The sequence below is a fragment of the Methylomonas sp. EFPC1 genome, from assembly GCF_016925515.1.
GTDB lineage: Bacteria > Pseudomonadota > Gammaproteobacteria > Methylococcales > Methylomonadaceae > Methylomonas > Methylomonas defluvii.
The window spans coordinates 4,714,669-4,737,851 of sequence record NZ_CP070494.1 but is presented as its reverse complement, the minus strand read 5'-3'; the positions used below and the strand labels follow the sequence as shown (position 1 = coordinate 4,737,851).

The 23,183-nt window shown below is 54.2% G+C and carries 20 protein-coding genes; 2 read left to right on the top strand and 18 right to left on the bottom strand.

Annotated features, from left to right (window positions below; translation table 11 throughout):
• Positions 1–17: 17 nt before the first annotated feature.
• The 13 genes from JWZ98_RS21740 to JWZ98_RS21680 all read right to left on the bottom strand — a co-directional run bounded on the left by JWZ98_RS21740 (position 18) and on the right by JWZ98_RS21680 (position 16,677).
• The gene (locus tag JWZ98_RS21740; RefSeq protein ID WP_205451938.1) at positions 18–1,502 is read right to left on the bottom strand and encodes a cobyric acid synthase; all 1,485 of its coding nucleotides are present in this window, start codon (positions 1,500–1,502) and stop codon (positions 18–20) included.
• The gene (gene bluB / locus JWZ98_RS21735) at positions 1,492–2,205 is read right to left on the bottom strand and encodes a 5,6-dimethylbenzimidazole synthase (protein WP_205451935.1); all 714 of its coding nucleotides are present in this window, start codon (positions 2,203–2,205) and stop codon (positions 1,492–1,494) included. The genes JWZ98_RS21740 and bluB overlap by 11 nt, the downstream gene beginning before the upstream one ends.
• Complete coding sequence (locus JWZ98_RS21730) at positions 2,202–2,924, bottom strand: adenosylcobinamide-GDP ribazoletransferase (RefSeq protein ID WP_205451923.1); 723 nt, start codon at positions 2,922–2,924, stop codon at positions 2,202–2,204. The genes bluB and JWZ98_RS21730 overlap by 4 nt, the downstream gene beginning before the upstream one ends.
• Positions 2,925–2,926: 2 nt before the next feature.
• Positions 2,927–3,340 carry a TM2 domain-containing protein gene (locus JWZ98_RS21725; protein WP_205451919.1) on the bottom strand — a complete coding sequence of 138 codons (414 nt, stop codon included), beginning with the start codon at positions 3,338–3,340 and terminating at the stop codon, positions 2,927–2,929.
• 174 nt (positions 3,341–3,514) lie between these two features.
• Positions 3,515–4,555, bottom strand: coding sequence for a nicotinate-nucleotide--dimethylbenzimidazole phosphoribosyltransferase (cobT, locus tag JWZ98_RS21720; protein WP_205451916.1), 1,041 nt, complete (start codon positions 4,553–4,555; stop codon positions 3,515–3,517).
• Positions 4,556–4,562: 7 nt separating this feature from the next.
• The gene (cobU, locus tag JWZ98_RS21715) at positions 4,563–5,090 is read right to left on the bottom strand and encodes a bifunctional adenosylcobinamide kinase/adenosylcobinamide-phosphate guanylyltransferase (protein ID WP_033157526.1); all 528 of its coding nucleotides are present in this window, start codon (positions 5,088–5,090) and stop codon (positions 4,563–4,565) included.
• Positions 5,083–5,526: a universal stress protein gene (locus tag JWZ98_RS21710; RefSeq protein WP_033157525.1), complete on the bottom strand. Its 444-nt coding sequence runs from the start codon at positions 5,524–5,526 to the stop codon at positions 5,083–5,085. The genes cobU and JWZ98_RS21710 overlap by 8 nt, the downstream gene beginning before the upstream one ends.
• Before the next feature lie 8 nt (positions 5,527–5,534).
• The gene (locus tag JWZ98_RS21705) at positions 5,535–6,044 is read right to left on the bottom strand and encodes a hypothetical protein (RefSeq protein ID WP_033157524.1); all 510 of its coding nucleotides are present in this window, start codon (positions 6,042–6,044) and stop codon (positions 5,535–5,537) included.
• Between the two features lie 2 nt (positions 6,045–6,046).
• On the bottom strand, positions 6,047–7,933 hold the full coding sequence (locus tag JWZ98_RS21700; protein WP_033157523.1) for an ATP-binding cassette domain-containing protein: 1,887 nt from the start codon (positions 7,931–7,933) through the stop codon (positions 6,047–6,049).
• Between the two features lie 291 nt (positions 7,934–8,224).
• A complete protein-coding gene (locus JWZ98_RS21695; RefSeq protein WP_205451913.1) occupies positions 8,225–10,522 on the bottom strand; it encodes a PKD domain-containing protein in 2,298 nt (765 codons plus the stop codon).
• 475 nt (positions 10,523–10,997) lie between these two features.
• Positions 10,998–14,105 carry an efflux RND transporter permease subunit gene (locus tag JWZ98_RS21690; RefSeq protein WP_205451900.1) on the bottom strand — a complete coding sequence of 1,036 codons (3,108 nt, stop codon included), beginning with the start codon at positions 14,103–14,105 and terminating at the stop codon, positions 10,998–11,000.
• Entirely contained in the window at positions 14,102–15,280 is a 1,179-nt protein-coding gene (locus JWZ98_RS21685) for an efflux RND transporter periplasmic adaptor subunit (RefSeq protein WP_205451897.1), read from the bottom strand. Before JWZ98_RS21685 ends, JWZ98_RS21690 begins: the two co-directional genes overlap by 4 nt.
• A complete protein-coding gene (locus tag JWZ98_RS21680; RefSeq protein ID WP_033157518.1) occupies positions 15,277–16,677 on the bottom strand; it encodes an efflux transporter outer membrane subunit in 1,401 nt (466 codons plus the stop codon). The genes JWZ98_RS21685 and JWZ98_RS21680 overlap by 4 nt, the downstream gene beginning before the upstream one ends.
• A 310-nt stretch (positions 16,678–16,987) precedes the next feature.
• Here JWZ98_RS21680 and JWZ98_RS21675 point away from each other — a divergent pair, with 310 nt between their 5' ends.
• Positions 16,988–17,731, top strand: coding sequence for a methylenetetrahydrofolate reductase (locus JWZ98_RS21675; protein ID WP_205451895.1), 744 nt, complete (start codon positions 16,988–16,990; stop codon positions 17,729–17,731).
• Positions 17,732–17,993: 262 nt separating this feature from the next.
• Here JWZ98_RS21675 and trpC read toward each other — a convergent pair whose 3' ends face one another.
• The 5 genes from trpC to trpD all read right to left on the bottom strand — a co-directional run bounded on the left by trpC (position 17,994) and on the right by trpD (position 21,907).
• On the bottom strand, positions 17,994–18,791 hold the full coding sequence (gene trpC / locus JWZ98_RS21670; protein WP_205451892.1) for an indole-3-glycerol phosphate synthase TrpC: 798 nt from the start codon (positions 18,789–18,791) through the stop codon (positions 17,994–17,996).
• Positions 18,792–19,302: 511 nt separating this feature from the next.
• A complete protein-coding gene (locus JWZ98_RS21665) occupies positions 19,303–19,788 on the bottom strand; it encodes a hypothetical protein (protein ID WP_205451879.1) in 486 nt (161 codons plus the stop codon).
• A 472-nt stretch (positions 19,789–20,260) separates the two neighbouring features.
• Positions 20,261–20,560, bottom strand: coding sequence for an antitoxin (locus JWZ98_RS21660; RefSeq protein ID WP_205451875.1), 300 nt, complete (start codon positions 20,558–20,560; stop codon positions 20,261–20,263).
• On the bottom strand, positions 20,547–20,840 hold the full coding sequence (locus JWZ98_RS21655) for a BrnT family toxin (protein WP_205451872.1): 294 nt from the start codon (positions 20,838–20,840) through the stop codon (positions 20,547–20,549). Before JWZ98_RS21655 ends, JWZ98_RS21660 begins: the two co-directional genes overlap by 14 nt.
• A 59-nt stretch (positions 20,841–20,899) precedes the next feature.
• Entirely contained in the window at positions 20,900–21,907 is a 1,008-nt protein-coding gene (trpD, locus tag JWZ98_RS21650; protein ID WP_205451869.1) for an anthranilate phosphoribosyltransferase, read from the bottom strand.
• Positions 21,908–22,283: 376 nt separating this feature from the next.
• On the opposite strand from trpD, the gene JWZ98_RS21645 reads away from it, so the two are divergent.
• On the top strand, positions 22,284–23,129 hold the full coding sequence (locus JWZ98_RS21645; protein ID WP_205451866.1) for a hypothetical protein: 846 nt from the start codon (positions 22,284–22,286) through the stop codon (positions 23,127–23,129).
• Positions 23,130–23,183 lie beyond the last annotated feature (54 nt).

Here is a 23,183-nt window from a genome sequence, read left to right as displayed (position 1 = left end):
GCCGCAATGGCTGAGCGTCAGCAAGCGCGTCGGGTAGATGCCGCTAACGCTTCCAGCAAGGTGAAATTGCAATGTGTTGCCAGACAATCAGCCAGACGCTCGATGCCGGCTTCGCGCACCGCATTGAAATCCAGGGCTTGCGCTTGCCGATAGCCTGCCCAATGCAACAGGGCATCGCAGGCTGAGGGCAAATCGAATAAACCGTGCAGATAACTGCCCGCCACCTGCCCGTCTGCCGAAACGGCGCCATCGTGACCATCCGCTAGCGAAAATAAGGGTTGTGCCAGCGCCGGACCACTACTGACGCCCATATGAATCTCGTAGCCCGCCACCTGTGTAGTTTGCCCATAAAACGTGCCGGTAGTTTGTTTCAAGCATTTTTCCGCGTGCAAAACCGTCTGCATATCCAACAAATCCAGACCGGCAGCACTACCGGCCGGACCTTCCAGCCCCAGTGGGTCGTCTATGCTTTTGCCCAGCATCTGAAAGCCGCCGCAAATCCCCAGCAGTTTGCCGCCGTAACGCAGATGGCGGGCAATAAATCTGTCCCAGCCTTGCTCTCTAAGACGCGCTAAATCACTACGCACCGATTTGCTGCCGGGCAGCACAATCAAGTCCGCACCCGCTACCTGGTCCGGGCTTTTCGCAAAACTGACCTGCACGCCGGGGTGCAATTGCAGTGGATCGAAATCGGTATGATTGCTGAAGCTGGGCAGATGCGGCACGACGATATGAAACGCGCCGGTTTGGCCCTGTTGGGCATGCCGAGTGGATAAGGCATCTTCGGCTTCCAGATAAAGATCGTGCAAATAAGGCAGCACGGCCAACACCGGCTTGCCGGTTCGCTGTTCCAGCCAATCCAAGCCGGGTTTTAACAACGCAATATCGCCCCGGAAACGGTTGATGACAAAACCGATCACGCGCTGTTGTTCGCTTGCTGATAGCAATTCCAGTGTGCCGACCAAGTGGGCAAACACGCCGCCACGATCAATGTCGGCGATCAGAATCACCGGACAATCCACTGCTTCGGCAAAGCCCATATTGGCAATATCGCCTGCGCGCAAATTAATCTCCGCCGGACTGCCGGCACCTTCGACAATCAGCATCTGGTACTGAGCGCCCAAGCGTTGCCACGATTCCAGAACCGCTTGCTTGGCGACTTTTTTATAATCGTGGTATTGGCTGGCCGATTGGTTTTGCAGGACTTTGCCGTGAATAATCACTTGCGCGGTGGTATCGGTATTAGGCTTGAGCAGCACCGGATTCATATCGCTGTGCGGCGGCAAACCGCAGGCCGCGGCTTGCGCGGCTTGGGCGCGGCCGATCTCGCCGCCGTCTATGGTTACCGCGCTATTCAATGCCATGTTTTGCGGCTTGAACGGCGCGACGGCAATACCTTGACGCCGGTAATAACGGCACAAAGCCGTCACCAAGGTGCTTTTGCCGGCATCGGAGGTAGTGCCTTGCACCATTACGGCCTGGAAAGGCGGCTTAGGATGCATCGGGCCAGCCGTTTTCGTAGACAAATGCTGATAAGGGCTGCGGCGTTGCCCAGTTTTCCAGTTCCAACATGGGTTTGGGGTAAAACTCAGCGACATGGCCCAGACAAAGCACCGCAATCGGCCGGCTGCCGGTAGGCATTTTCAATAGTTGCGCCAATGCGCCCGGATCGAATAGCGATACCCAACCCAGCCCCAGGCCTTCGGCGCGGGCCGCCAGCCACAGATTTTGAATCGCGCAGGCCGCCGAGGCCAGATCCATTTCCGGCAGTGTGCGCCGACCGAAAATGTGTTGCTCGCGTCGATCAGGTAAAGCGACGATCAGCAATTCGCCACAATCGAGTATGCCTTCCACTTTAAGCTTCATGAATTCGTCGTGCCGTTCGGCGAGGGCTTCTGCGGTAAGTTTGCGTTCCTGTTCGACCAGCGCGTAAATATCGTTACGCATGCGGCGATCAGTAATGCGGATAAAGCGCCAAGGCTGCATCAAGCCGACGCTGCCGGCCAGGTGCGCGGCTTGTAATAGACGAGCCAAGACTTCGGCATCGACCGGATCGGAAAGAAAATGCCGCATGTCGCGGCGTTCGGCGATGGCGCGATAGACGCCGGCGAGTTGTTGGTCAGGGAAGCGGTGCGCGGCAGAGGCGTCTTGCGGTGCCGATTTGTGCTCGGGAGTTGCCGGCGAACGCGGCGATTGCTGTGTCATTGCAGCATGGCAACCATTAGCACGGCGGCTTCCGTTAGCTCGACCGCCGCACCGTAAACGTCGCCGGTTACCCCGCCCAAGCGCGAGACCGCGGTTTGCCGTACCCAAAATAGTAAGCCTCCGGCGAACAGTACGGCCGGTAAACCTAAAAACACCGCGGCAGTCAGGACGCTAATCACCAACACCGCTTGGATATGCGCTCTTGGCAATTGTTGCAATAGCGCCTCGGCCAGGCCTTTTGGGCGAATATAGTCAGTTGTCAGCATCAAACCCAGAATTGCGGTTCGGCCTAAAACCGGGGCCAGCAGCAAGGGGGCGAGGCGAGTTTGCTCGAACATGGCGGTCAGTGCAGCAAACTTCAGGACTAAAACCAGCACCAGCAAACTAACCGCAATCGGCCCGGAGGCCGGGTCTTTCATGATTTGCAGGCTACGCTGTTTGTCACCGTAGCCGCCGACCCAAGCATCGGCGCAATCGGCCAAACCGTCCAAATGCAGGCCGCCGGTCAGTAATACCCAGCCGGTCGAGACGATAGCCGCCAACAGCATGGGCGCACTGCCGGCAAACAGTATCGGCGGCAGGCTTAGGAGAACACCCAGTAGCAGGCCGACCGCTGGATAGTACAAAACCGAACGCCCCAGCAAGGGAGCGCCAGCCTCGTCACGACAGCTAACAGGTATGCGGGTCAGGAATTGCAAGGCAAGCAGAAAAGCATCCACGATTATTTAAGATGACGTCCCTTGGCATCTTTGTAGATATGGCCGGTTGCAATCAACACGCCTTCGATGAAGCCCCACATGACGCCAAAACCGCCGGTAACCAGCGTGACTATGGCTTGGGTGAAGCCGAGGAAATAGAAGCCCAGATAAATGCGATGCAAGCCGATCGCGCCGAATGCAATCCCCAACAAAGCCGCGACCAACTTGCTTTTGACTGGCTTGGCTTCCATCAGATAAGCGCCGACCAGGCTGACGTCGGTGACTTTATCTTCGTCGTGATCGAAATCCACATCATCGCCGACTTTGGGCGGCGCTTCCGATGTCCATTGATCCAGGTGGAATTCGTAGAATTGACCTTCGTATTTGATCACGCCGGTCTGGCATCTTTCATCGTAACTTTCTATGTGTCCTAGCATGTTGTTTACCAAATCAGTTGTATGTTTTTATTATTATGTGCAGCTGCCATTAGGACAGTTGCCGGTCGCAAAGCAAGCTCGACGTCAGCCCAGCTTATTTTTCGCGGCTAATGATACGGGAAAGCCCAAGGCCCCGCCATTGCGCTTGACGCAGCTTGCTAACGCAAGCCTATTTCAGGCAGTAGAGACTTGCGCTTGACTGAATGTGGCCATTTCATTGTGTAAACGACAGGCCATTTGCAGTAAGGGTACCGCCAACACCGCGCCGCTACCCTCGCCCAGACGCATCTGCAGATTCAATAACGGCTGAGCGTTCAAGGCTTGCAGGACGCGGGCATGGCCTTTTTCCGCGGAACAATGGCCGTAAAAAAACCAGTCCACGCAGCCGGGATTGATCCCCACCGCCAGCAACGCCGCGACACTGCTGATAAAGCCATCTATCAACACCGGCAGACCTTGCTGGGCGGCGCTGATATAGGCTGCAGTGAGCGCGGCGATTTCAAAACCGCCCAAGGTTTTTAAAATATCCAAAGGCGATTGCAGAGCCGCTTGGTGGAGCTGTAAGGCGGAGTCGATAACACGGGCTTTGTGATCGATTTGTCCGGCGTTCAAACCGGTGCCGGCGCCGGTAATCTCGGCGGCCGGTATCCGCAAACTGGCGGCAGTTAAAGCGCTGGCGCTGGTGGTATTGGCGATGCCCATTTCCCCGCCGATAAACAAATCGGCGCCGTTCGCTACCGCCCGCTCGACGGCAGCCCGGCCAGCGGCCAAGGCTATCGTTAACTGTTCGTCGTTCATCGACGCTGTCCGTGAAAAATTAGCGGTGCCGGCACCGGCTCGATGGCTGATTACATTGGGTAAGGCCACTGGCTGCAATAGACCGACATCGACGACTTCGAAATAGGCATCGACATGCCGGGCCAGCACATTCACCGCGGCACCGCCGGCCGCGAAGTTTTTTACCATTTCCATCGTTACCACTTGCGGAAATGCCGAGACACCTTCCTCGGCAATGCCGTGATCGGCGGCAAATACGCTGACATGGATTTTTTCCAGTTTAGGTATTTCCCGGCGCTGCATCGCCGCCAACCTGACCGCGCAATCCTCCAGCAAGCCCAAGGAGCCGGGCGGCTTGGTCAATTGTGCTTGCCTGTTTAAAGCTTGTTGGTAATAAGCGGCATCAGGCGCGGCAATCGGCGCGGATAAACTGTTCATAATCAAATTACAGGGTTTTGAGGATTTGCGGCAAACCGGCGGTGACCAGCACCACCTTGTCGCTGATTTGCGCGAGTCTTTGATGTAAAAAGCCGGCTTCATCGACGAATCGGCGCGTCATGGCGTCGGCGGCTACGACACCCAGGCCCACTTCGTTGCTGACCATAATCACCCGTTGCCTGCCGGTCGCCAGTACGGCGCATAAGGCATCGGCTTGTTGCTGATAGCGCTGTTCTTGCAGATTACCTTGTTTATCGAACAACACATTGCATAACCACAACGTCAGACAGTCCACCAGCAAGCAATGTTGTTTGCCGGCATATTCGTTAATCACGTCCGCCAAGGCGATGGGTTCTTCAACGGTTAACCAATGCGGCGGCCGGCGTTGTTGATGGTGCTGGATGCGGCTGTGCATTTCGTCGTCACCGGCTTCAGCGGTGGCGATATAAACCACGGGCAGGCCGGAGGCCAAAGCCTGTTGCTCGGCATAGCGGCTTTTACCGGAACGGGCGCCGCCCAAAACCAGCTCAATCATCCGCTAACCGCACCGCCAGTACATCGCATTTAGCGTGATGCAGCACGCCGTTGGCAGTAGAGCCGAGCAACAATGCTAAACCATGGCGACCGTGCGAACCTACGACAATCAAGTCGGCCTGAATCTCTTCGGCTACCCGGACGATTTCCAGTTTGGGGCTACCCATTTCCAGATGTTGCCGTTCGGCGGGAACCTGTAGTTTCTCGCCCAGCTCGTGCAGGCGTTTCTTGGTGGCATCCATCAGTTCCTGGGTCAGATCCACGTCGAAGGGAATGATGGGGCCATAGGCCGGATCGGTAATCGGCAAATTATCGACCACATGGACCAAGCTCAGTTGGGCAGCGTTTTGCGCGGCGATTTGCCTGGCTTTTTCCGCAACTTGACCGCCATGTTCAAAAAAATCGGCCGCCAATAAAACATGTTTATAAATCGACATAATTCCTCCTAATCGCTAACAGCGATCTCGGTAAACAACAAAGTCATAACCTGTGTGGAAATCAGTATATATAAAAAAGCCAACGCCAAGCCGAACATCAACGGCCTATCCAGGGCATGCCGAAAAATATTGCCGTTAACCAGCCAATGCCAGCCCATCAGAGCTATCATCGCGATATATGCCACCTGACTGATCTGGGTATACAGACTGGCGACCGCCGGAATGGCGCACAAACTAATCACCACATCAGAGCCCAATAGTGCTGTCAGGGTTTGTGGAAAACGGGCGGTTTTTCCGGAAAAATAGAGTAGCGGATAGCAAAAACCTATCATCAACACCGTCTCGGCGGCAATTTGCAGCAGGGCATGCGACCAATCGCTATCCAGCAGCAAAATCAATAGATTAACCAGCAAATAGGGTATGAACATCAGCCGCATTAACCAAGGCGACGCCGGCACATCCTGCGGGCCTTTGCGCATAATGCAAATCTCAAAAAACAACACCATCAGTTGGTACATGATCACTCCGCTTGTTGTAGGTTTTCCTCCGCTGCCAGCCAATCCATTTCTGCCTGTTCCAGCGCGCTATCGATTTGGCCTTTCCGGCTCAGTAACTGCTTTAATTGTTCCTTATATTCCTCGGCATAAATGGCCGGATCGGCCAATTGTTCTTCCAGATCGCGCTGTTGCTGATGAAACTTTTCCACTGCCGCTTCGGCTTTTTTCACCGCGTCCAACAATGGTTTTAAACGCTGCCGGCGCTCCGCATCGAGTTTACGCTGATCCTTGCGCGACACCCCGCCGCCATTGTCGTTGGCGACCGGTTCGTCGCCCGCTTTCTTTTGTTCGGCAAGCCATTGCTTGTAATCGTCCAAATCCCCGTCGAACGGCTGGATTTTGCCGCCGGCTACCAATAACAGTTGGTCGGTCACCGAGCGCAATAAATGTCTGTCATGCGAAACCACCACCAGAGCGCCTTGGTATTCCTGCAAAGCCACGCTCAGAGCGTGGCGCATTTCCAAATCCAGATGGTTGGTAGGCTCGTCCAGCAGCAACAAATTCGGATTTTGATAAACCAACATCGCCAGCACCAAGCGGGCTTTTTCGCCGCCGGAAAACGGTCCGACCGGATCGTTGACCTTGTCGCCGCGAAAATCGAAGCCGCCCAAAAAATTGCGTAAATCTTTTTCAGTCGCTTGTTTATCCAGCTTTTGCAGATGCCAGAGCGGGCTTTCTTCCAGGCTTAGCAATTCCAATTGATGCTGAGCGAAATAGCCGATATGCAAATCCTGAGCGGTTTGTAGCTTACCAGTCAATGCCGGCATTTGCCCGGAAAGTACTTTGATCAGGCTGGACTTGCCGGCGCCGTTGGGTCCGAGCAGGCCGATGCGGTCGCCCGGCGCAATCGATAGGCTGGCGTTTTTAATCACCACTTTATCGCCGTAGCCGATGTCGGCTTCTTCGATTTTCAGCAGTGGATTGGGCATTTTCTTCGGCGGCGGAAAACTGAAACCAAACGGCGAATCGACGTGAGCCTGAGCGATCAATTCCATGCGCTCCAACGCTTTGATCCGGCTTTGCGCCTGTCTGGCTTTGGTGGCTTGTGCTTTAAAACGGTCAACAAAACTTTGGATATGGGCAATCTCACGCTGCTGCTTTTCGTAGGCGGTTTGTTGCTGAGCCAGTTTTTCGGCGCGCATGCGTTCGAAGTCGGAATAATTGCCCGTGTATATTTCGGCTCTGTTTTGCTCGATATGCACGATGTGGTCGGTGATGGTGTCCAGAAAATCGCGGTCATGCGAAATCAACAGCAGCGTGCCGGGGTACTTGCCGAGCCAATCCTGTAGATAAATCACTGCGTCCAAATCCAAGTGGTTGGTGGGTTCGTCCAAAAGTAAAACATCGGACCGACACATCAGCGCTTGCGCCAAATTTAAACGCATACGCCAACCACCGGAGAATGAGCTGACCGGCCGGCTTTCTTGCTCGGTGCTAAAACCCAGACCGTTTAACAAACGCGAGGCCCGAGCTTGCGCCGTGTATCCGCCGACATGATCCAAAGCGGCATGTAGCTCCGCCAATTTGATGCCGTCGTGCGCTTGCTCGGCCGTATGCAATTTTGCCTGCAACGCACGTAACTCTCTGTCGCCGTCCAGCACATAATCGATGGCTGAACATTCCAAGGCCGGGGTTTCCTGGGCGACATGGGCGATTTCCAGATTCGGCGGCATGGAAAAATCACCTTCGTCGGCATGCAATTCGCCGCGCAATAACGCAAAAAAGCTGGATTTGCCGGCACCATTGGCTCCGGTCAGACCGATTTTTTGGCCTTTATGTATCGTGAAAGAGGCCTCGCTAAACAGCAAACGGTTGCCGCGACGGATGGCGATGTTTTTGAAATTGAGCATGATGGTCAAAAGTTGGCTGGGTGCGACACCGCACAATAGGGGGATTTTAGCGCGGCAGGGGGTTGCGCGTCTTTTGCAGTTTACGTGACGACGCAGAGCCGGCTATTTGCGGGCTTGTTGTTGAGCAGGGCAATAGGAGCTTTTGGGAGAGGAGGGATAAGCCGCTAGGGGATGTAAGCGGGAGCGGTAATGTTTTTAAGGTTATCCCGATTTCGGATGAATTATCGTCAAACGGGGCAACTCCGGAATACGTCGGGGACGGCCAAGAACCAGCCGCCCCCGAGAATTAACTTACCAGGACAAACTGCGTGAAATAGCGCCACTACCATCGTACAAGTAGCCATTTTTAACTACCTTGGTGACGGTGAACGCGCAAGTACCCTTGCTGTTGCTAGGTAACAGGGCACTGCTCAAACTGGTCGAGCCCTTTGTGCCGGTAATGGAATAGCTTGCCCCGGTCACATTAGTTTTGCTGGTGCTCGAGGTAACCGAGCCACTCCAGGTACCATAGACGCCTGCACCGGTAATGGTCGATGTTCCGGATTTAACGGTAATGTTGGCGACGCATTGCGATTTACCTCCGCTTAACAATTTTCGAGTCATCACGGTACTGGCAACTTTCATATTCATCGCTACGACACTTTGCGCCGCCTGAATACTTTGTGTGGTGCTGGTTTTCAAACCGCTGCTATCGGTAACGGTTAGTGTTGCGGTATAGGCGCCGGGGGTATTGTAGATGTGGCTGACCGATGTGCCAGTTGTTGCCGCAGAACCATCGCCGAAATTCCAGGCGTATGAAGAGATCGAGCCGTTTTTAGTGCTTGAGCCGGCACCATTCAACGTAACATTCAGCGGAGCGTCGCCGACAGTTGGCAGCGCTGTGATGACTGCTGAGGGTGGCACCAACGCTACAACCGGGTAATTGCCGGTAATTTGGTATTGACCAAGGCTGCCGTAGTCAGAGTAACCCGTAGTTAAGTCGCCTTTGCCTACTCCTTCGACTTTCAGGAAATATTTTCCGGCGTTGAGCGAGACGTTTAAGGATGCCGCCAAGCTGTCCACCGGATTGGCTTGGGCCACCGTTTTGCCTTGCGCGTCAATTAACGTTAACAACACATCCAAATTGGGCGCTATTGCATCGGGTGTAACATTCAACTGCGCGCTGCCCCCGCCGGTTGAAAATACGAAAACGTCGACGTCCGTTGTGCGCTCGATGATGCCACTTTGTGAAACCGCACTGGCGTCGCCGGCTAATGGTGCCGCACTGGCTGTTGCATCCGGGAAGTCATCGGGCCGCACAGACGCACCCGCAGCGTTTATTACTGCAAGATCATCCTGCAGATTGTTGGCGCCCGGATACTCGCCTTTACTCCATTGTGCGACAGGTTTGTAATAGCCCACCCCCATGATCGGCGCCCAGCCGGTAGCACCGCTACCATGGCCGGCATAGTAGCCGGTGCTGGCATTGCCATCATGATTGAGGTTTAAGTTATGCCCTACTTCGTGTGAAATAGCTTCTGCAACATATTTGGGATAACCGTTGCCCAGTTTGTCGAAGAATACCCAGGCGGGCCGATAGCGTTCCGGGTAGGTGGCTGAATAATATGAAAACACATTCACGTAAGCGACGCCGCCGCAAGTTTGGTTGCAAAGTTCCGGCATAGACCGGGTAACCACGGCTCGAGTGCCGTACTGAATGTCACTGGTGCTACTGCGCCTCAAGGCATCCAAAGTGGGCTCCTGGGTCGTCACGTCAACATCGAAGGGGGCGTAGTCTTCCGCTACCCGTTGCCATATTTCCCGAATGTTATTTAATTCCGTAGTGCTGAAAGCGCCCGGGTTGCCGTCTATATCATAGGCTTGAGCGGTAAGCGTAGTCATACTCCAGGCCGTGTTGGTCGCGACGTGGCCATTGAAGTCCAAATAAATAACGCGATTGGAACCAGGCTTGCTGTGCAGGGCGAATGGGTCGGCAGTTGCCGTACTGGCTACGCCGCTACCGGTGCTGGTGACCGTGGCGGTTTCTTGCTCGCCTTGTCCTTGAGTGATTTTGGTATGCTCATCGATATAAAGCAGGCGGCCGCTTTCATCGATCCAGGCAGAGGCATCGGTGCGCAATATATCTTCCAGGCGTTCGCTGGACATGTCGTAGGCTTTCGCCACATCCCCCAGCTTGTCGCCCAATGCGTCGATAGCTGCCTGGCCGTTCTTTTTGCCTGTTAGGGTAATTTGCGGAAATGCCATTTCAGTTTCCGCCTCGGCCAAGTCGGTAATCTTGGCTGATGAACTTTGCGATTTTGCCCTGACCACGTCGAATGGGTTTTCCATGCCCGACCCGTTTAAACCCGAGACAAATGCTTGAACCCGGCCATCGGCAAGCAGGGTCAGCCCGTAGTTATAACCGATCAAAGCGCTTTCGGCTTCTTGTTGCGAAGAAAAGTACAGTGGCTCTGCAGATATGCCGGCGGCTGAAGCGGGTAATTCGGTACTCAAATCATTTTCGATGGTCGCTTTCTGCTCAATCGGCGGCGTGGCGCAACCCACTAAGGTAGTGATGACGGCGGATGCGATGAATGTCTGTTTGTTCATGGTGGACTCCCGTGTATGGAAAGATCACTGTACCTATTCTCAAAATCGGCAGGCACAGGCGAGTAATACTGACGACAAAGTAAAGAACAATGTGCCCAAAAATTCTGAGATCAGAGTGGCTATTTTAAAAAGAACGGAAAAAACTGAACGGCGCCGACCTTTCCCAAGGTAACTCATAATAATACCTAAGCGCCCCTCCCCTGAAAGCGCGGGCCCTTTGCAATCACCTTACTAGATCCGCGCATACACAACGATGACAAATGTTTTCAGACCTCCCTAAAGCTATGTTTTAGTAAATGAAAATACCCGTCACTGCCACCGTACCTCGCAGCATAACACCGGCTTGATAGGATTGCCTTACAACGCGAATCCGCCGCTAATTTAGTAAGCGGTGGCAACATCGCTACCTGCCAAAAACCCCCGCCACCAATGTATCAGGCCAAACTTACCGCTTTGGTTTTTACATCGATACTGCCTATCGCCTGGCCCCCAAAATCGCATAGCAAACCGGTGTCAAAATCAAGCTGGCTGCCATCCCGATCAATAGACCGGCCGACAGCGACAAAGTCATCGGAATCAGGAACTGCGCTTGCTGGCTGGTTTCCAGTAAGGTCGGCAAAAAACCGGCAAAGTTGGTTAGAAAGGCCAGCAAGATTGGCCGGAAACGGGCGATACAGGCGGCGCTGATCAGCTGTTCCACCGGGGTATCTTCGTCGCCGTGCTGACGAATATAATCCAGCAGCACCAGACTGTCGTTTACCACCACGCCACTAGCCGCAATCATGCCTACTAACGATTCCATCGACAAGGGCAGTCCGGCCGCCCAATGCGCCAGCACCGCGCCGCTCCAGGCCACCGGCGCGGCCAACAGAAAGATCAGCGGTTTGCTGTAAGATTTAAACGGCACCGCGATCAAAGCATAGATCACCAACAGCGCGATCAAGGTATTTTTACCGAAGGCCGCCAGCATCGCTTCCTGTTCCTGGCGCTGTTGGCCGATTTGCACATTCAAGCCGGGAAACGCCTGCTCCAGACGCGGCAAAGCACTGTTCTCCAGCTCGGCGTAAATGCCGTTGACATCGGCCTTGGTCGGATCGACGCGGGCCTGCACCTTCAATACCCGATGCCGGTCTTCGCGATTCAGCCGGGAATAGCCTTGCACCAGCTTCATCTCGGCCAGATCGTTCAGCGGTACGCTGCTGCCGTTCGGCAGGCGCACCGGTTGCGCCTTCAACGCATCCAGCGATTGCCGTTGTTCCAGAGGATAGCGCACCATCACTTTCACTTCGCGGCGGCCGCGCAGGAAGCGGTGTACCTCCTCGCCGTAATAACCCTGGCGGACTTGCTCGGCCAGTTGTTCCAGGCGCAAGCCCAGGCGTTCGGCTTCCGGCTTTAACGCCAGCCGTACTTCCGGTTTGCCCGGTTCGGACGAGTCGATCACATCGTAAACCCCGGGAAACGCTGCCAATGCCGTTTTGAGTTGCTCGGCGGCGGGTTGCAGCAGGCTTGGGTCGCCGGAGCCCAGCAGCAACTCGATGTCGTAAGGCACATCGCCTTCTTTATAAATAAAATCCACCTTGCCCCGGCCAATATCGCCGATCCGTTGTCGCCAGTCGCGGATGAAGTCTTCAACTTTCAAACGCCGGCGGCCTTCTGCCGAGAATTCCAACCAAATACCGGCGCCATGCTCCCAAATAATCGTTTCCACACCGACAATCACACTCTGGTCGTTGGCATGAGCGGCGTGCATATTTTGTCGGCTTGCCTGATCCACGCCGTCCAGTTCGTCGCGTAAAGCAAACAGAGCTTTTTCCACTTGGGTTGCCAGTGCTTGAGCCTCGCTGTAAGGCGCACTCTGCGGCAATTGCATCGATACCCAAAAACTATCCTTGGTGACGTCCGGATTAATCGACTGCCGCACCCGGTCGCTCAGCACCAAGGCCGTGCAAATTGCCAGCAAGGCGATGAACAAGGCCACGGTCAAATAACGCCAGGCCAGTGCCGTTTCCAATAACGGCTGGTAAACACGCACGACGAAACGATCCAAGCTCTGATTCATTCGCTCGCGTAAGCGGTGTAAACGGCCGGGTTTGGCCTGGGTATCGATGTCGCTGACCAGATGCGATGGCAGAATCAGCAGGGCTTCGATTAGCGAGAATACCAGCGTCAAGATCATCACCAGGCAAATCGGCCGCATCATCTGCCCTGCCCAACCCGGTAAAAACAGGCCGGGCAAAAACGCTACCAGTACGATTAATACCGACAGGCTCACCGGTAGCGCCACCTCCTGTACTCCCTTAATCGTCGCTTGCAGCGGCGAATACCGGCCTTCGATCTGCCGGCTATGCACACTTTCGCCGATGATGATGGCGTCGTCCACCAGGATGCCCATCGCCAGCAAAAAACCGAACAAGGACAGCATGTTCAGAGAAATATCCAGGGCCGGCATCAGCCAAAACGCACCCAGCACCGAAGTAAAAATGCCGACGCCGGCCCACAGCGCCACCCGCAGCCTTAAGAACAAGGTCAGCACCAGACAGACCAGCACGAAGCCGCTCAAGCCGTCTTCCAACAGCGTGCCGATGCGCTCATCGTAAGCTTGCGAATCGTCCCACCAGGTAATCAGACGCAAGCCGTCCGGCAATTGCCCGCGCATCTCTTCGACATACGCTTTGACGCGCCGGGCTACTGCGACGCTGTCCTGTTCGGCGTGAATCTCCCAACCCTGCGCAGTTTCGCCATTGTGATGCCAGGCCCATAAGCGTTCTTCCAGGCCGTCCTTGATGGTGGCGATTTGCTCAAGCCGCACTCGGTTGCCGTCCGGCAAAGTCTTGACGATCAAGGCCCCGACCGCGTCGGCGTCGCGGGCGCGGCCACTGACGCGCAATTGCAGCTCGCCGTCGGGATTCTTGATCAGGCCACCCGGCAGATCCACCGAGGCCTTACGCAAGGCTTGTGCCACGTCGTCCAGTGTCAGCTGATATTTGCGTAATTGATGCGGCAACACTTCGATGTCGATTTCATAGGCCAGCTCACCGTAGTTACGCGCGCGGCTGACGCCCGGAATCGCTGCCAGTTGTTCCTGAATCCGGTCGCCGTAACGTTGCAAGGTGGCGGCATCGGTAGCCCCGTGCAAGGCCAGCCAGATCACGCCGTCGTCGTCGTCCCGGCCTGCCGGCAACACCTGGATTTTTTCCAGCTGTTTCGGCAGGCGCGGAATGGCTTCCACCCGGCTTTGCAGGGTTGCCATCATCTGGTTTCGGTCGTGGTCCGGCAGAATTTCAACTTCGATCTTGCAGTTATCGCCCCTAATCTCGGCGTGCAGATGTTTAACGCCCGGCACATCGTGGATGGCTTCCTCAATGGGCACGCATACCGATTCCTCGACTTCCGAGGGACCAGCGCCAGGGAATACGGCTTCGATCACGATGATATTAGGGCTGAAGCGCGGAAATACTTCTTTATCGACGCCAAGCACACCCAGCACGCCGCCGGTCAGAATCAGCAGCATCAACAGATTGGCCGCGACCGGATTGCCGGCGAACCAAGCCAATAAACCCAATCGCTGGTTGGTGGGCATCATGGGGCAGCGTCAGGCTGCGCTTCGACTGCGGTGACTTTCATGCTGGCCACCGCCACCGGCAATTCCGACACCACCACCCGCTCGCCGGGATTTAATCCGGCCTTGACGACGACATGCTCGGCGTCGTGGCGCAGCACTTGCAATTGGCGAATTTCCAAGCGTTGCTCGGCATCGACCAATTTGGCTTGTTGCAAACCGTTCAAAGCCGTGCGCGGCAAGCTAAACAAGCCGTCGCGGAGCACGCCTTCGATCTCGGCTTGCACGAATAATCCGCTCAGCAAGGGCGGCCTATCCGCGCTTTCCCGGAACGGCTCGGCGACTTGCGCGACCAGATAAAGCTGGCCGCTGTTGTCGTCCAGCGCCGCTTCGCTGCGGACGATGCGGCCTTGCCAGCTATGCGGCTGGCCGGCCAGTTCTGCGCGCAAGGTCACCGCCGGCCAGCGGCCGACCTTGCCATGTTGCCCCAAAGGCAGTTCCAAAAAGGCCAGTTGCTCGGTGCTGATCGGCAGACGTACTTCGGCGACATCGCTGGCGTAAATCCGTGCTATCACTGCGCCTGATGGCAGATATTGGCCCAAACCTGCTTGTTTGCTGAGCACCCGCCCGGCAAACGGTGCCCGCAATTCGCAGCGGCTGCGATTGAGTTTGGCCTTGGCCAGATCAGCTGCGGCGGCCTTGAGCTTGGCTTGCGCCTCGGCCAATTGCGGCTTGCGCAGCGCCAACGCTGTAGGTTCGCCTTCGCCCAATGCTTGCCATTCGCTGTGTGCCTGCTCGACTTGGGCCTGTTCGTTGATCAAGACTCGCTGGGCCTCGGCCAGCTGGGCTTCGGCGGCAACGATGGCGTAATCGTAATCGCGCGGGTCTATGGTCAGCAGCAATTCGTTGGCGGCAAAGAAACCGCCGGCAGCCATCGCCGAATGTACCTGCGCTACTTTACCGCCCACTTCGGTGACCAAGTCAATAGTCTCGCGCGGCGCGACCACGCCTTGGGACATGACGTTCAGCCGCAAGCTTTGCGGCTCGACGCGAACCACATTGACCTTGGGAATCGTTGGTTCGGTGTTTTGCTGCACGTTTTGCGGCTTGCCGGCGATGATCGCCCAGGCCGCGCCGGCCGCCGCCAGCAATACCAGAATCGGTAACAGGATTTTTAAATTGAGTGTTTGCGGATTCAAACGCCACCGCCTAATGCCAGATAGAGGTTGATACGATTGTTTAATAATTGCCGCTGTACGGCCAGGTGAGCGCTTTGCGCATTGAGGGTGCTGCGGTAGCTGTCGAGTAAAGTCAGGATTTCGATCAAGCCCTGCCGGTAGGAATACACCGCCAGCTTACGGCTGGCCTCGGTTTGCTCGACAGCTTCGCGCAAGGCCTGTTCCTGGGTGCGCAGCCAGGCTTCGGCGGCCAGCGCTTGCTCGACTTCGCGAAAGGCGTTTAAGGCCACGCTCTGGTATTGGTTAAAGGCTTCCTGGACTTTAGCTTCATTAAAGCGAATTTCCCCTTGCAGCCGGCCGCCGGTCAATAGCGGCTGGGCCAAGCCGGCGGCGAGGTTCCAGGCGGCCGCGCGCGGGTCGATGATCTCGGTCAAGGCCGCGCTGCTGGCACCACCCGCGCCGGTCAGCGTCACGCGCGGCAACAGGGCTTTTTCGGCGCTTTCCAAGCGCGAGTCGGCGGCCCGCAAGCGTTTGAATGCGGCGATGACGTCCGGACGGCGTTCCAATAGCTCGGCCGGCAAGCCGGCGCTCAAGGTTTCCGGCGGCTGCGGTAATTGGAATGTCGCGTCGAATTCTTGTTTAGCTGGATCATTCCCCGGATACCGGCCCAGCAAGGTTTGCAGGCGCTTACCGATTAACTGCGCATCGTTTCTAGCTTGGGCCAGCTGCGCTTGGGCATTTGCCAGATCGGTCAGCACCAAGCGCAAATCCAGGCCGCGGGTCAAACCCCGGTTGAAACGGCCGCGCACCAGATCGACAATGGTGCCGCGGTCCTTGACCGACTGTGCCGCCACCGTCGCTTGCCATTGCGCTTCAGTGAATTCGAAATAGGCTTGGGCAATCCGTGCCGCCAGCGATAATTGCGCGGCGCGATAATCGTCGCCAGTCGCTTCGGCTTCGGTTTCCGCGGCTTGTTGTCCGGCCTTGATTCGGCCCCAGACATCCAGCTCCCAGCTCAGGTTGAACAGCGCCATAAACGCGCCGGATTCGTTGCTTTCGCCACCCACATTGGACTTTGCGCGTTGATAGCCGGGTGTTAACGACAATTGCGGCCAGCGGCCGGAACCGGCGATAACAGCTTGTTCGCGTGCCGCGTCGACGCGGGCAGCGGCAGTTTTCAAATCAAAATTATCGGCCAGACCGCTGCTTACCAAGCCCGTCAGATGCTCATCATTAAACGCGGCCAACCAGCTCGTTGCGGCCTTTTCGGCAAAATGGCCGTTGCTGCTCCAGTGTGGTGGTGCCTGAAAAGCCAAAGCATGTGGGTCCCGAGGCGCGGGCGCTTCGCAGCCAACAGTCAATAGCGCCGATAGAGCTGACAAAATCCATAACATCGGGTGGCAAGGTTTGGCTGGCATTAGGGCGGGAATGGCAGAAAAAATCCGATGAATAGAGGCGCGGTTATTGAGTAAGACGTTCAAACAGACCAAATCCCCACCGCAAGCGAAAAATAATAGAGGCAATCCACTCGCCGTGATAGCTTGGGACCGACTAATTGTTCAGCAAGCCCGCTGGGTAGAAATTATTCCGCCTCTTGGCGCTTAGGCTGCGTTAACCCACTCAAAGAAATCGGCCATGTCCGCCGGGCTTTGTTTTTACTGCGTTACAATCCATACTTTGCGCATCGCGCACGTTTCCCGTCAAATCTTTTAACTACCCAGCCACACGATGAATATTTCGTTTGAAATCGTCCCGCGCAGCCTAGAGGCTTTCGACCAGCAATACGCCTTTGTGCAAACTTTGGACAAAGGCATCAACATCATTAATGTCCCGGACATCCAACGCTTCGATACCCGCAGCTGGGAATTGGCAACCCGCGTTGATCGGAGCAAATACCGCTTTATTCCGCATTTTCGGGCGATAGACTTCAAAATCGACAGCGGCGAACTTTACCGTATCATCGAAGAATATGCGCTGGACAGCGTATTGTTGGTGTCCGGCGATCCGCCGGAAGGTTTGAAGCGGTCGTTTTACAATACCGATGTGGTGGATTTGATTCGAGCTGTGCGCCAGCGTTTCCCAAATCTGAACATATACGCCGGCTTCGACCCGCATCGCAGCGGCGTCCAGGATGAATGCGATTACATCCAGCGCAAGGTCGATGCCGGCGCCGGCGGGTTCTTCTCGCAGCCGTTCTACGACAGCCGCATGATCGACATCTACGCCGAGCACATGCAAGACCTGGAAACCTATATCGGCATCAGCCCTATCACCAGCAAGGCCTCGATGAATTATTGGGAAGTGAAAAATAAGGTGAAGTTTCCGAAGCGTTTTCGGCCGGATTACGACTGGAATGTGGAATTTGCCAATGGCGTGATTGCCTCGGCGGCGGTGAATGGCTTGAATGTCTATTTCATGCCGATACGGATTGATTTGGCGCGGTATTTTGGGGCGATTAAATTGGGTGGGTAATGTTGACACCAGCAATAGTTCCCTCTCCTACTGGGAGAGGGTTAGGGTGAGGGGATAAATTAGAAAAAACTTTATTCTGATCCCCTCATCCCAACCTTCTCCCGGTGGAAGAAGGGGCTGACGCTGGCGTGAGGTATCGCGTGGGAATGCCGCCATGGACGCTCTGTGTCGTCCGGTAGATACTTTGATTTACTATCCCTAAACCCGGTTGAATGCCGCTTCCAGCATCGGCAGCCGGCATCAATCTAAGCCAAGAGTTAACCTAAAAAAACAACTCGCGCATTTTTTGCCCCGGCGATTCGGCACGCATAAACGCTTCGCCAACCAGGAAAGTATAAATACCGTTGTCCTGCATCAATTTCACATCGGCAGGGGTATGGATGCCGCTTTCGGTGACAATCAGTTTGTCGGCCGGGATGGTGTTTTTCAAATCCAGCGTGGTTTGCAAGGACACTTCGAAGGTGCGCAGATTGCGGTTGTTGATGCCTATCATATTGGTGTTGAGCTTTAGGGCCCGTTCCAATTCCTCCGCGTCGTGCACTTCGGTCAATACGTCCATGCCCAAGCCGGTGGCGGTGTCGGCCAATTCCTTCAGCATCGCGTCGTCCAGTGCTGCGACGATCAACAAGATACAATCGGCGCCCAAAGCTCGCGATTCGTGAATTTGATACGGATCGATCATGAAGTCCTTGCGAATCGCCGGCAGCGGGCAGTTTTGCCGCACCATTTGCAGATTGGCTTCCGAACCCTGGAAAAACTCCTTGTCGGTCAGCACCGACAAACAAGTCGCGCCGCTGAACGCATAATCCACGGCAATTTCCACCGGCTTGAAATTCTCGCGGATCACGCCCTGGCTGGGCGAGGCCTTCTTGATTTCAGCGATGATAGCCGGCTTTTTCTGATCAGCTTTGCTGCGCAATGCTGAATAAAAGCCGCGCGGGCCTTGTACCGTGCCGGCTAATTCTTCCAGCAGCGACAGCGGCGTATTGCTTTTGCGGCGCGCTACTTCTTCGGCTTTTTTGGCTAGGATGGTTTTTAGGATGTCGGGTGTGTCGGTCATGTTTCTTGTTTAGTTTGTGTCGCTATCGCGACGGTTATTTTAATGTCGGGTCTCGGCCCGACAGCCGAGATACTTTCTTTTGTGTGGCCAAAAGAAAGTATCCAAAGAAAAAGCCACCCCAATGCCGCTTTGATCCTGCGCGCCGAAGGGTTTGAACGGGGTTTTTGGAAGGGCTATCCATAGCCCTCCAAAAACGAGCGGCATCCCTGCCGCTCCCCTTCGGGCTGATCCGTCCAAACCCTCCGGTGCTCGGCGCGGCATAGGGGAGAAAACCGTCTCTGATTAAAATTCGCTTGTTCTGCAAATCATGTAGCCTCGATGGAGTGAAACGAAATCGAGGTTTTGACGACTTGAATTATCTCGGATTTCGCTGCGCTTCATCCAGGTTAATAAGTTGACAGTAAAAATAGGTCCCGTCAGGATGCCAAATTCACCAGCAATCCATTTGTTTAGTATTAATTTATGGTATAGATAAGGCGAAATATCCGTTGGTTATTGCATTTGCGGCCTTTTAATAATAGCTAACAGGGGCATGTATAATCGCTTTCAATGCCTCCACTCGACTACCTTTATATTCAAAAATTATATAAAACATAATCTGTTTTTCGTATTTGCTTAGCGGTATTTTCAAATGAATTTCAGTAAGTATTTCTGGATGGTTGCTATTTAGCTCAAAGCCACCATTAATTAATTCGGTCACTAAGGCCTTTACATCGCAATCAAGTGGAATATAGTTACTAATTTTCTGGCTAACATCCGTATAAAGACCAAATTTATTCCTATCTCTATAATTATATGTATCCCTAGCTTCTTTAATTATTGCTATAACATCAATAGAATGACAGCTTGCCACTCTATGTTCTTCGGCAAACGTGGGCGAAACTACTAAAGACAAAATAGACAAGACAGTAAGGCGCAACAACCAACGGGTATTGCGCCATATTTCTATTTTTTTCGAATTATTCAAGCTCAAATAAATCTCCGCCAATTCCTGCACAATTTTAACCCGTTAACGTGCGCTGACTGCCTGATAGATGCTAAATAAAGTGAAGCGCATCAGTCGCGAACGATGCGCCTCCTAACGTCGGCAGCATCCTACATCAGAACACTTACCCAAACTCTCCGGTGCGCAGGATCAAAGCGGCATCGGGGTGGCTTTTTCTTTGGATACTTTCTTTTGGCCAAACACAAATTCGTCTGGAACGAATTTGAACAGCCGATAGGCTGGCCCGTAGGGCTAAAACCAAGGATGGTTTTCGTAGCGAAAGTATCTCGGCTGTCGGGCCGAGACCCGACTTCTAAATAACCCGTTGCGATAGCGACACAAAACTTCAACTACTTCCGACATCAAGTGTCTCGCTTTGATCGATAAATAAACCTGAGTAAACCTCTCAAACCGTTCGAAAAACCAGACCTAGACAATAGACCGGCTAATCAACCCGCCAGGCCAAAAAACACTATTTGGCAATCTATTGGTTTGAACGAGAATTTAAGCTGGAAGGTTTCTCTACTAAGCGACCTGAAACATATTTGTGCAAAACACTGGCAATCAGTGTTTGGTACGGAATTCCTTCTTCCAATGCGCGAGCCTGAATATCCATCAGATCGGGAGAAGACAATCGGATATTGACTCGTTTATCTTTGATGGTGGTAGCTAAGGCTGCGGCCTTGAATTTAGCCAAATCGGCTTTCGATGGCGTTGTCGATTCAAGTTCGCCCTGTTCATAGGCTGTCAGAAGATCTTGCTCAAAGTCATCAAGTTTTATCATTGGGTATTTTCCTGGTCAGATAATCTCGGGTTGCTTTTCTGCTTGGAATGACAGTCTTCAAGAAGAAATAATTCGCTTCCTCTACGTAAGGGACCAAGTAAACATAACCATCCAGCGCTACCACGAGCACAAATTGATTGGGATATTTTTCCTGGTTGGGGTGGCGTAATTCATCCAGCAATCCGTCAGCTTCGATAGCCAATACTATTTCTTCGAAAGAGATGCTGCGTTCTTTCTTCAATAGTTCATTTTTCTCATGATTCCAGCGAAACGGTTTCATGGATAGAGTTTACGCCGGCGTGTGCCTATTGTCATCATTTATAGGGCAAATGCTGCCGCTCAAGAGTAAGCAATCAAAGCCTCAAACTTACCCAACGCGCTGCCATCCGCCAACACCTGATGCGCCCGGCGAATCCCGGCGTCCAGGGAATCGGCCAGGTCGGCGGCGTAAATCGCTGCGCCGGCGTTCAACGCAACGATGTCGCGGGCCGGGCCGGCTTGGTTATTTAATACCGCGCGGATAATTGCCAGGCTATCGGCTGCGCAAGTAATCGACAAGGTTGCCAGGCTGGCGCGCGGCATGCCGAATTGTTCCGGGGTGACGGTATAGCTGTGCACAATGCCGTCGATGAGTTCGGCGACATCGGTCGGTGCGGCGATGCTGATTTCATCCAGGCCGTCGCGCGCATGCACCACCAGCACATGCTTGCTGCCCAGTTTTTTCAAGACTTCCGCGACCGGCACCAACCATTGTTTATCGAACACGCCGATCAATTGATGCGGCGCATTGGCCGGATTGGAAAGAGGGCCGATCAGATTGAACAATGTGCGCACGCCCATTTCCTTGCGCGGACCGACCGTATGCCGCACCGCGCTGTGGTGCTTGGCGGCAAACAAAAAGCCGACGCCGATGTCGTTGACGCATTGCGCCACTTGTTCGGCGGGCATATCCAGATTAATGCCTGCTGCTTCCAGTACATCGGCGCTGCCGCAGTTGCTGGATACCGAGCGATTGCCATGTTTGGCCACCTTGCCGCCGGCCGCCGCGACTACAAAGGCCGCCGTCGTCGAAATATTGAAAGTGTTGGCACCGTCGCCGCCCGTGCCGCAGGTGTCGATGACATGCTCTCCATGCACCGGAACCGGCCGCACCAGCTCACGTAACACACTGACCGCCGCGGCAATTTCTTCGATGGTTTCGCCCTTGCAGCGCAAGGCAATCAAAAAGCCGGCGATTTGCGCGTCGGTCAGCTCGCCTTGCATCATGGTACGCATCACATCGCGCATTTCCTCGGTGCCGAGGTCTTGTTTATCCAGAAGTTTTTGCAGCGTGGCTTGGATTTGCATGGAGTGAATAGCCGGTGTTTTGGTCAAGGTAGGGATGATAACAAACGACGGCTCATATCGAAAACCTTGCGGGCCGTCAATCCCTCGCGAGCGAGGTTGCTTGCTTACACGATCTCGAGAATGGGTAGATAAAAAGGCGATTTTATTGCAAGCCAGCTTATAAATTTCAAGTTTTATTGACGTAGCACATTGATTAAGCCTTTATGTTTTTATGGTAATTGACGGTGGTTAACTTAGCTGTTAAATGACGGTCAAGACTAGCATTTTAAATAAGCGGCTTGTCGCAAAGAGCTAGTCTTGATCAGCATGGCAACGGTTTTTGGCCGTTTGGCCGTGCAATGAAAATTTGTGCTCGTTAATCAATGGAGACATTACCATGAAATACCTTGCCAAGCCGATTCGGCGACCTTACTTTAAGACTAATCTGTTCAGCATTCTGGTGCTATCGCTTTGCCTTGCCCAATCTGCTGAGGCGGCGACGGTTTCTGCGAGTGCGGTCATCGACTGGAGTACCTTTAAAATTACCGCCATTGATATTGGCAATGGCCTGCCAACATTGACCTGGAGTAATCAGTACGACAATAGCCAAGTGAATAATGGCTACTACAATAACGCCTATGATAGCGCGGCAAATTGGAGCTCAGGGACTTCGACTACCGAGTCACTGTCCACATCGACCTATAGCAGATCTGCTTCCAGCGCTACATCGATTAATCAAATCAACGCCAATGCCGCTCTAAACGGTTCTTTTCCGTATCAAAGTTTATCGGCCAGCAGCAGTAGCCAGCGATCCGGTAGTTTTACCGTACAAGGCAGCGGACTGTTAATTTTCGAAGCGAATTACAGTTTGATGGGGGACCTGGGTGCCTCAAGTAATGCGTCGGCAAGCTCCAACGCAAGCTTCAATTTGAGTTACTACAATGGCGGAAACTCCGGGTCAGTCAACCAAAATGTCAATCGCTATCTATCGACCGGCTCCGGGGCCGTGACGGAAAACGATATATTGTCTGTTGCTTTGGTCTTTAAAGACGGTTGGAGCGGAAGTTTTTCCGCGAATACCAGTGCATCGGTTTACGGGTACGACTACGGAACCGGAGGCGGCGGCAGCGTGCCTCTACCGGGGGCTTTCTGGCTATTTGGCAGTGTATTGGCCGGAGCCGCCTCGTTGCGGTCGGCTAATACAATGCGCAGAATGCGGCCATTCGCAGAAGTCGCACGTTAAACAAGATATTGAAGGGGTGGCGCCGGCTACCCCTTTTTTGCGTCAGACTATGGA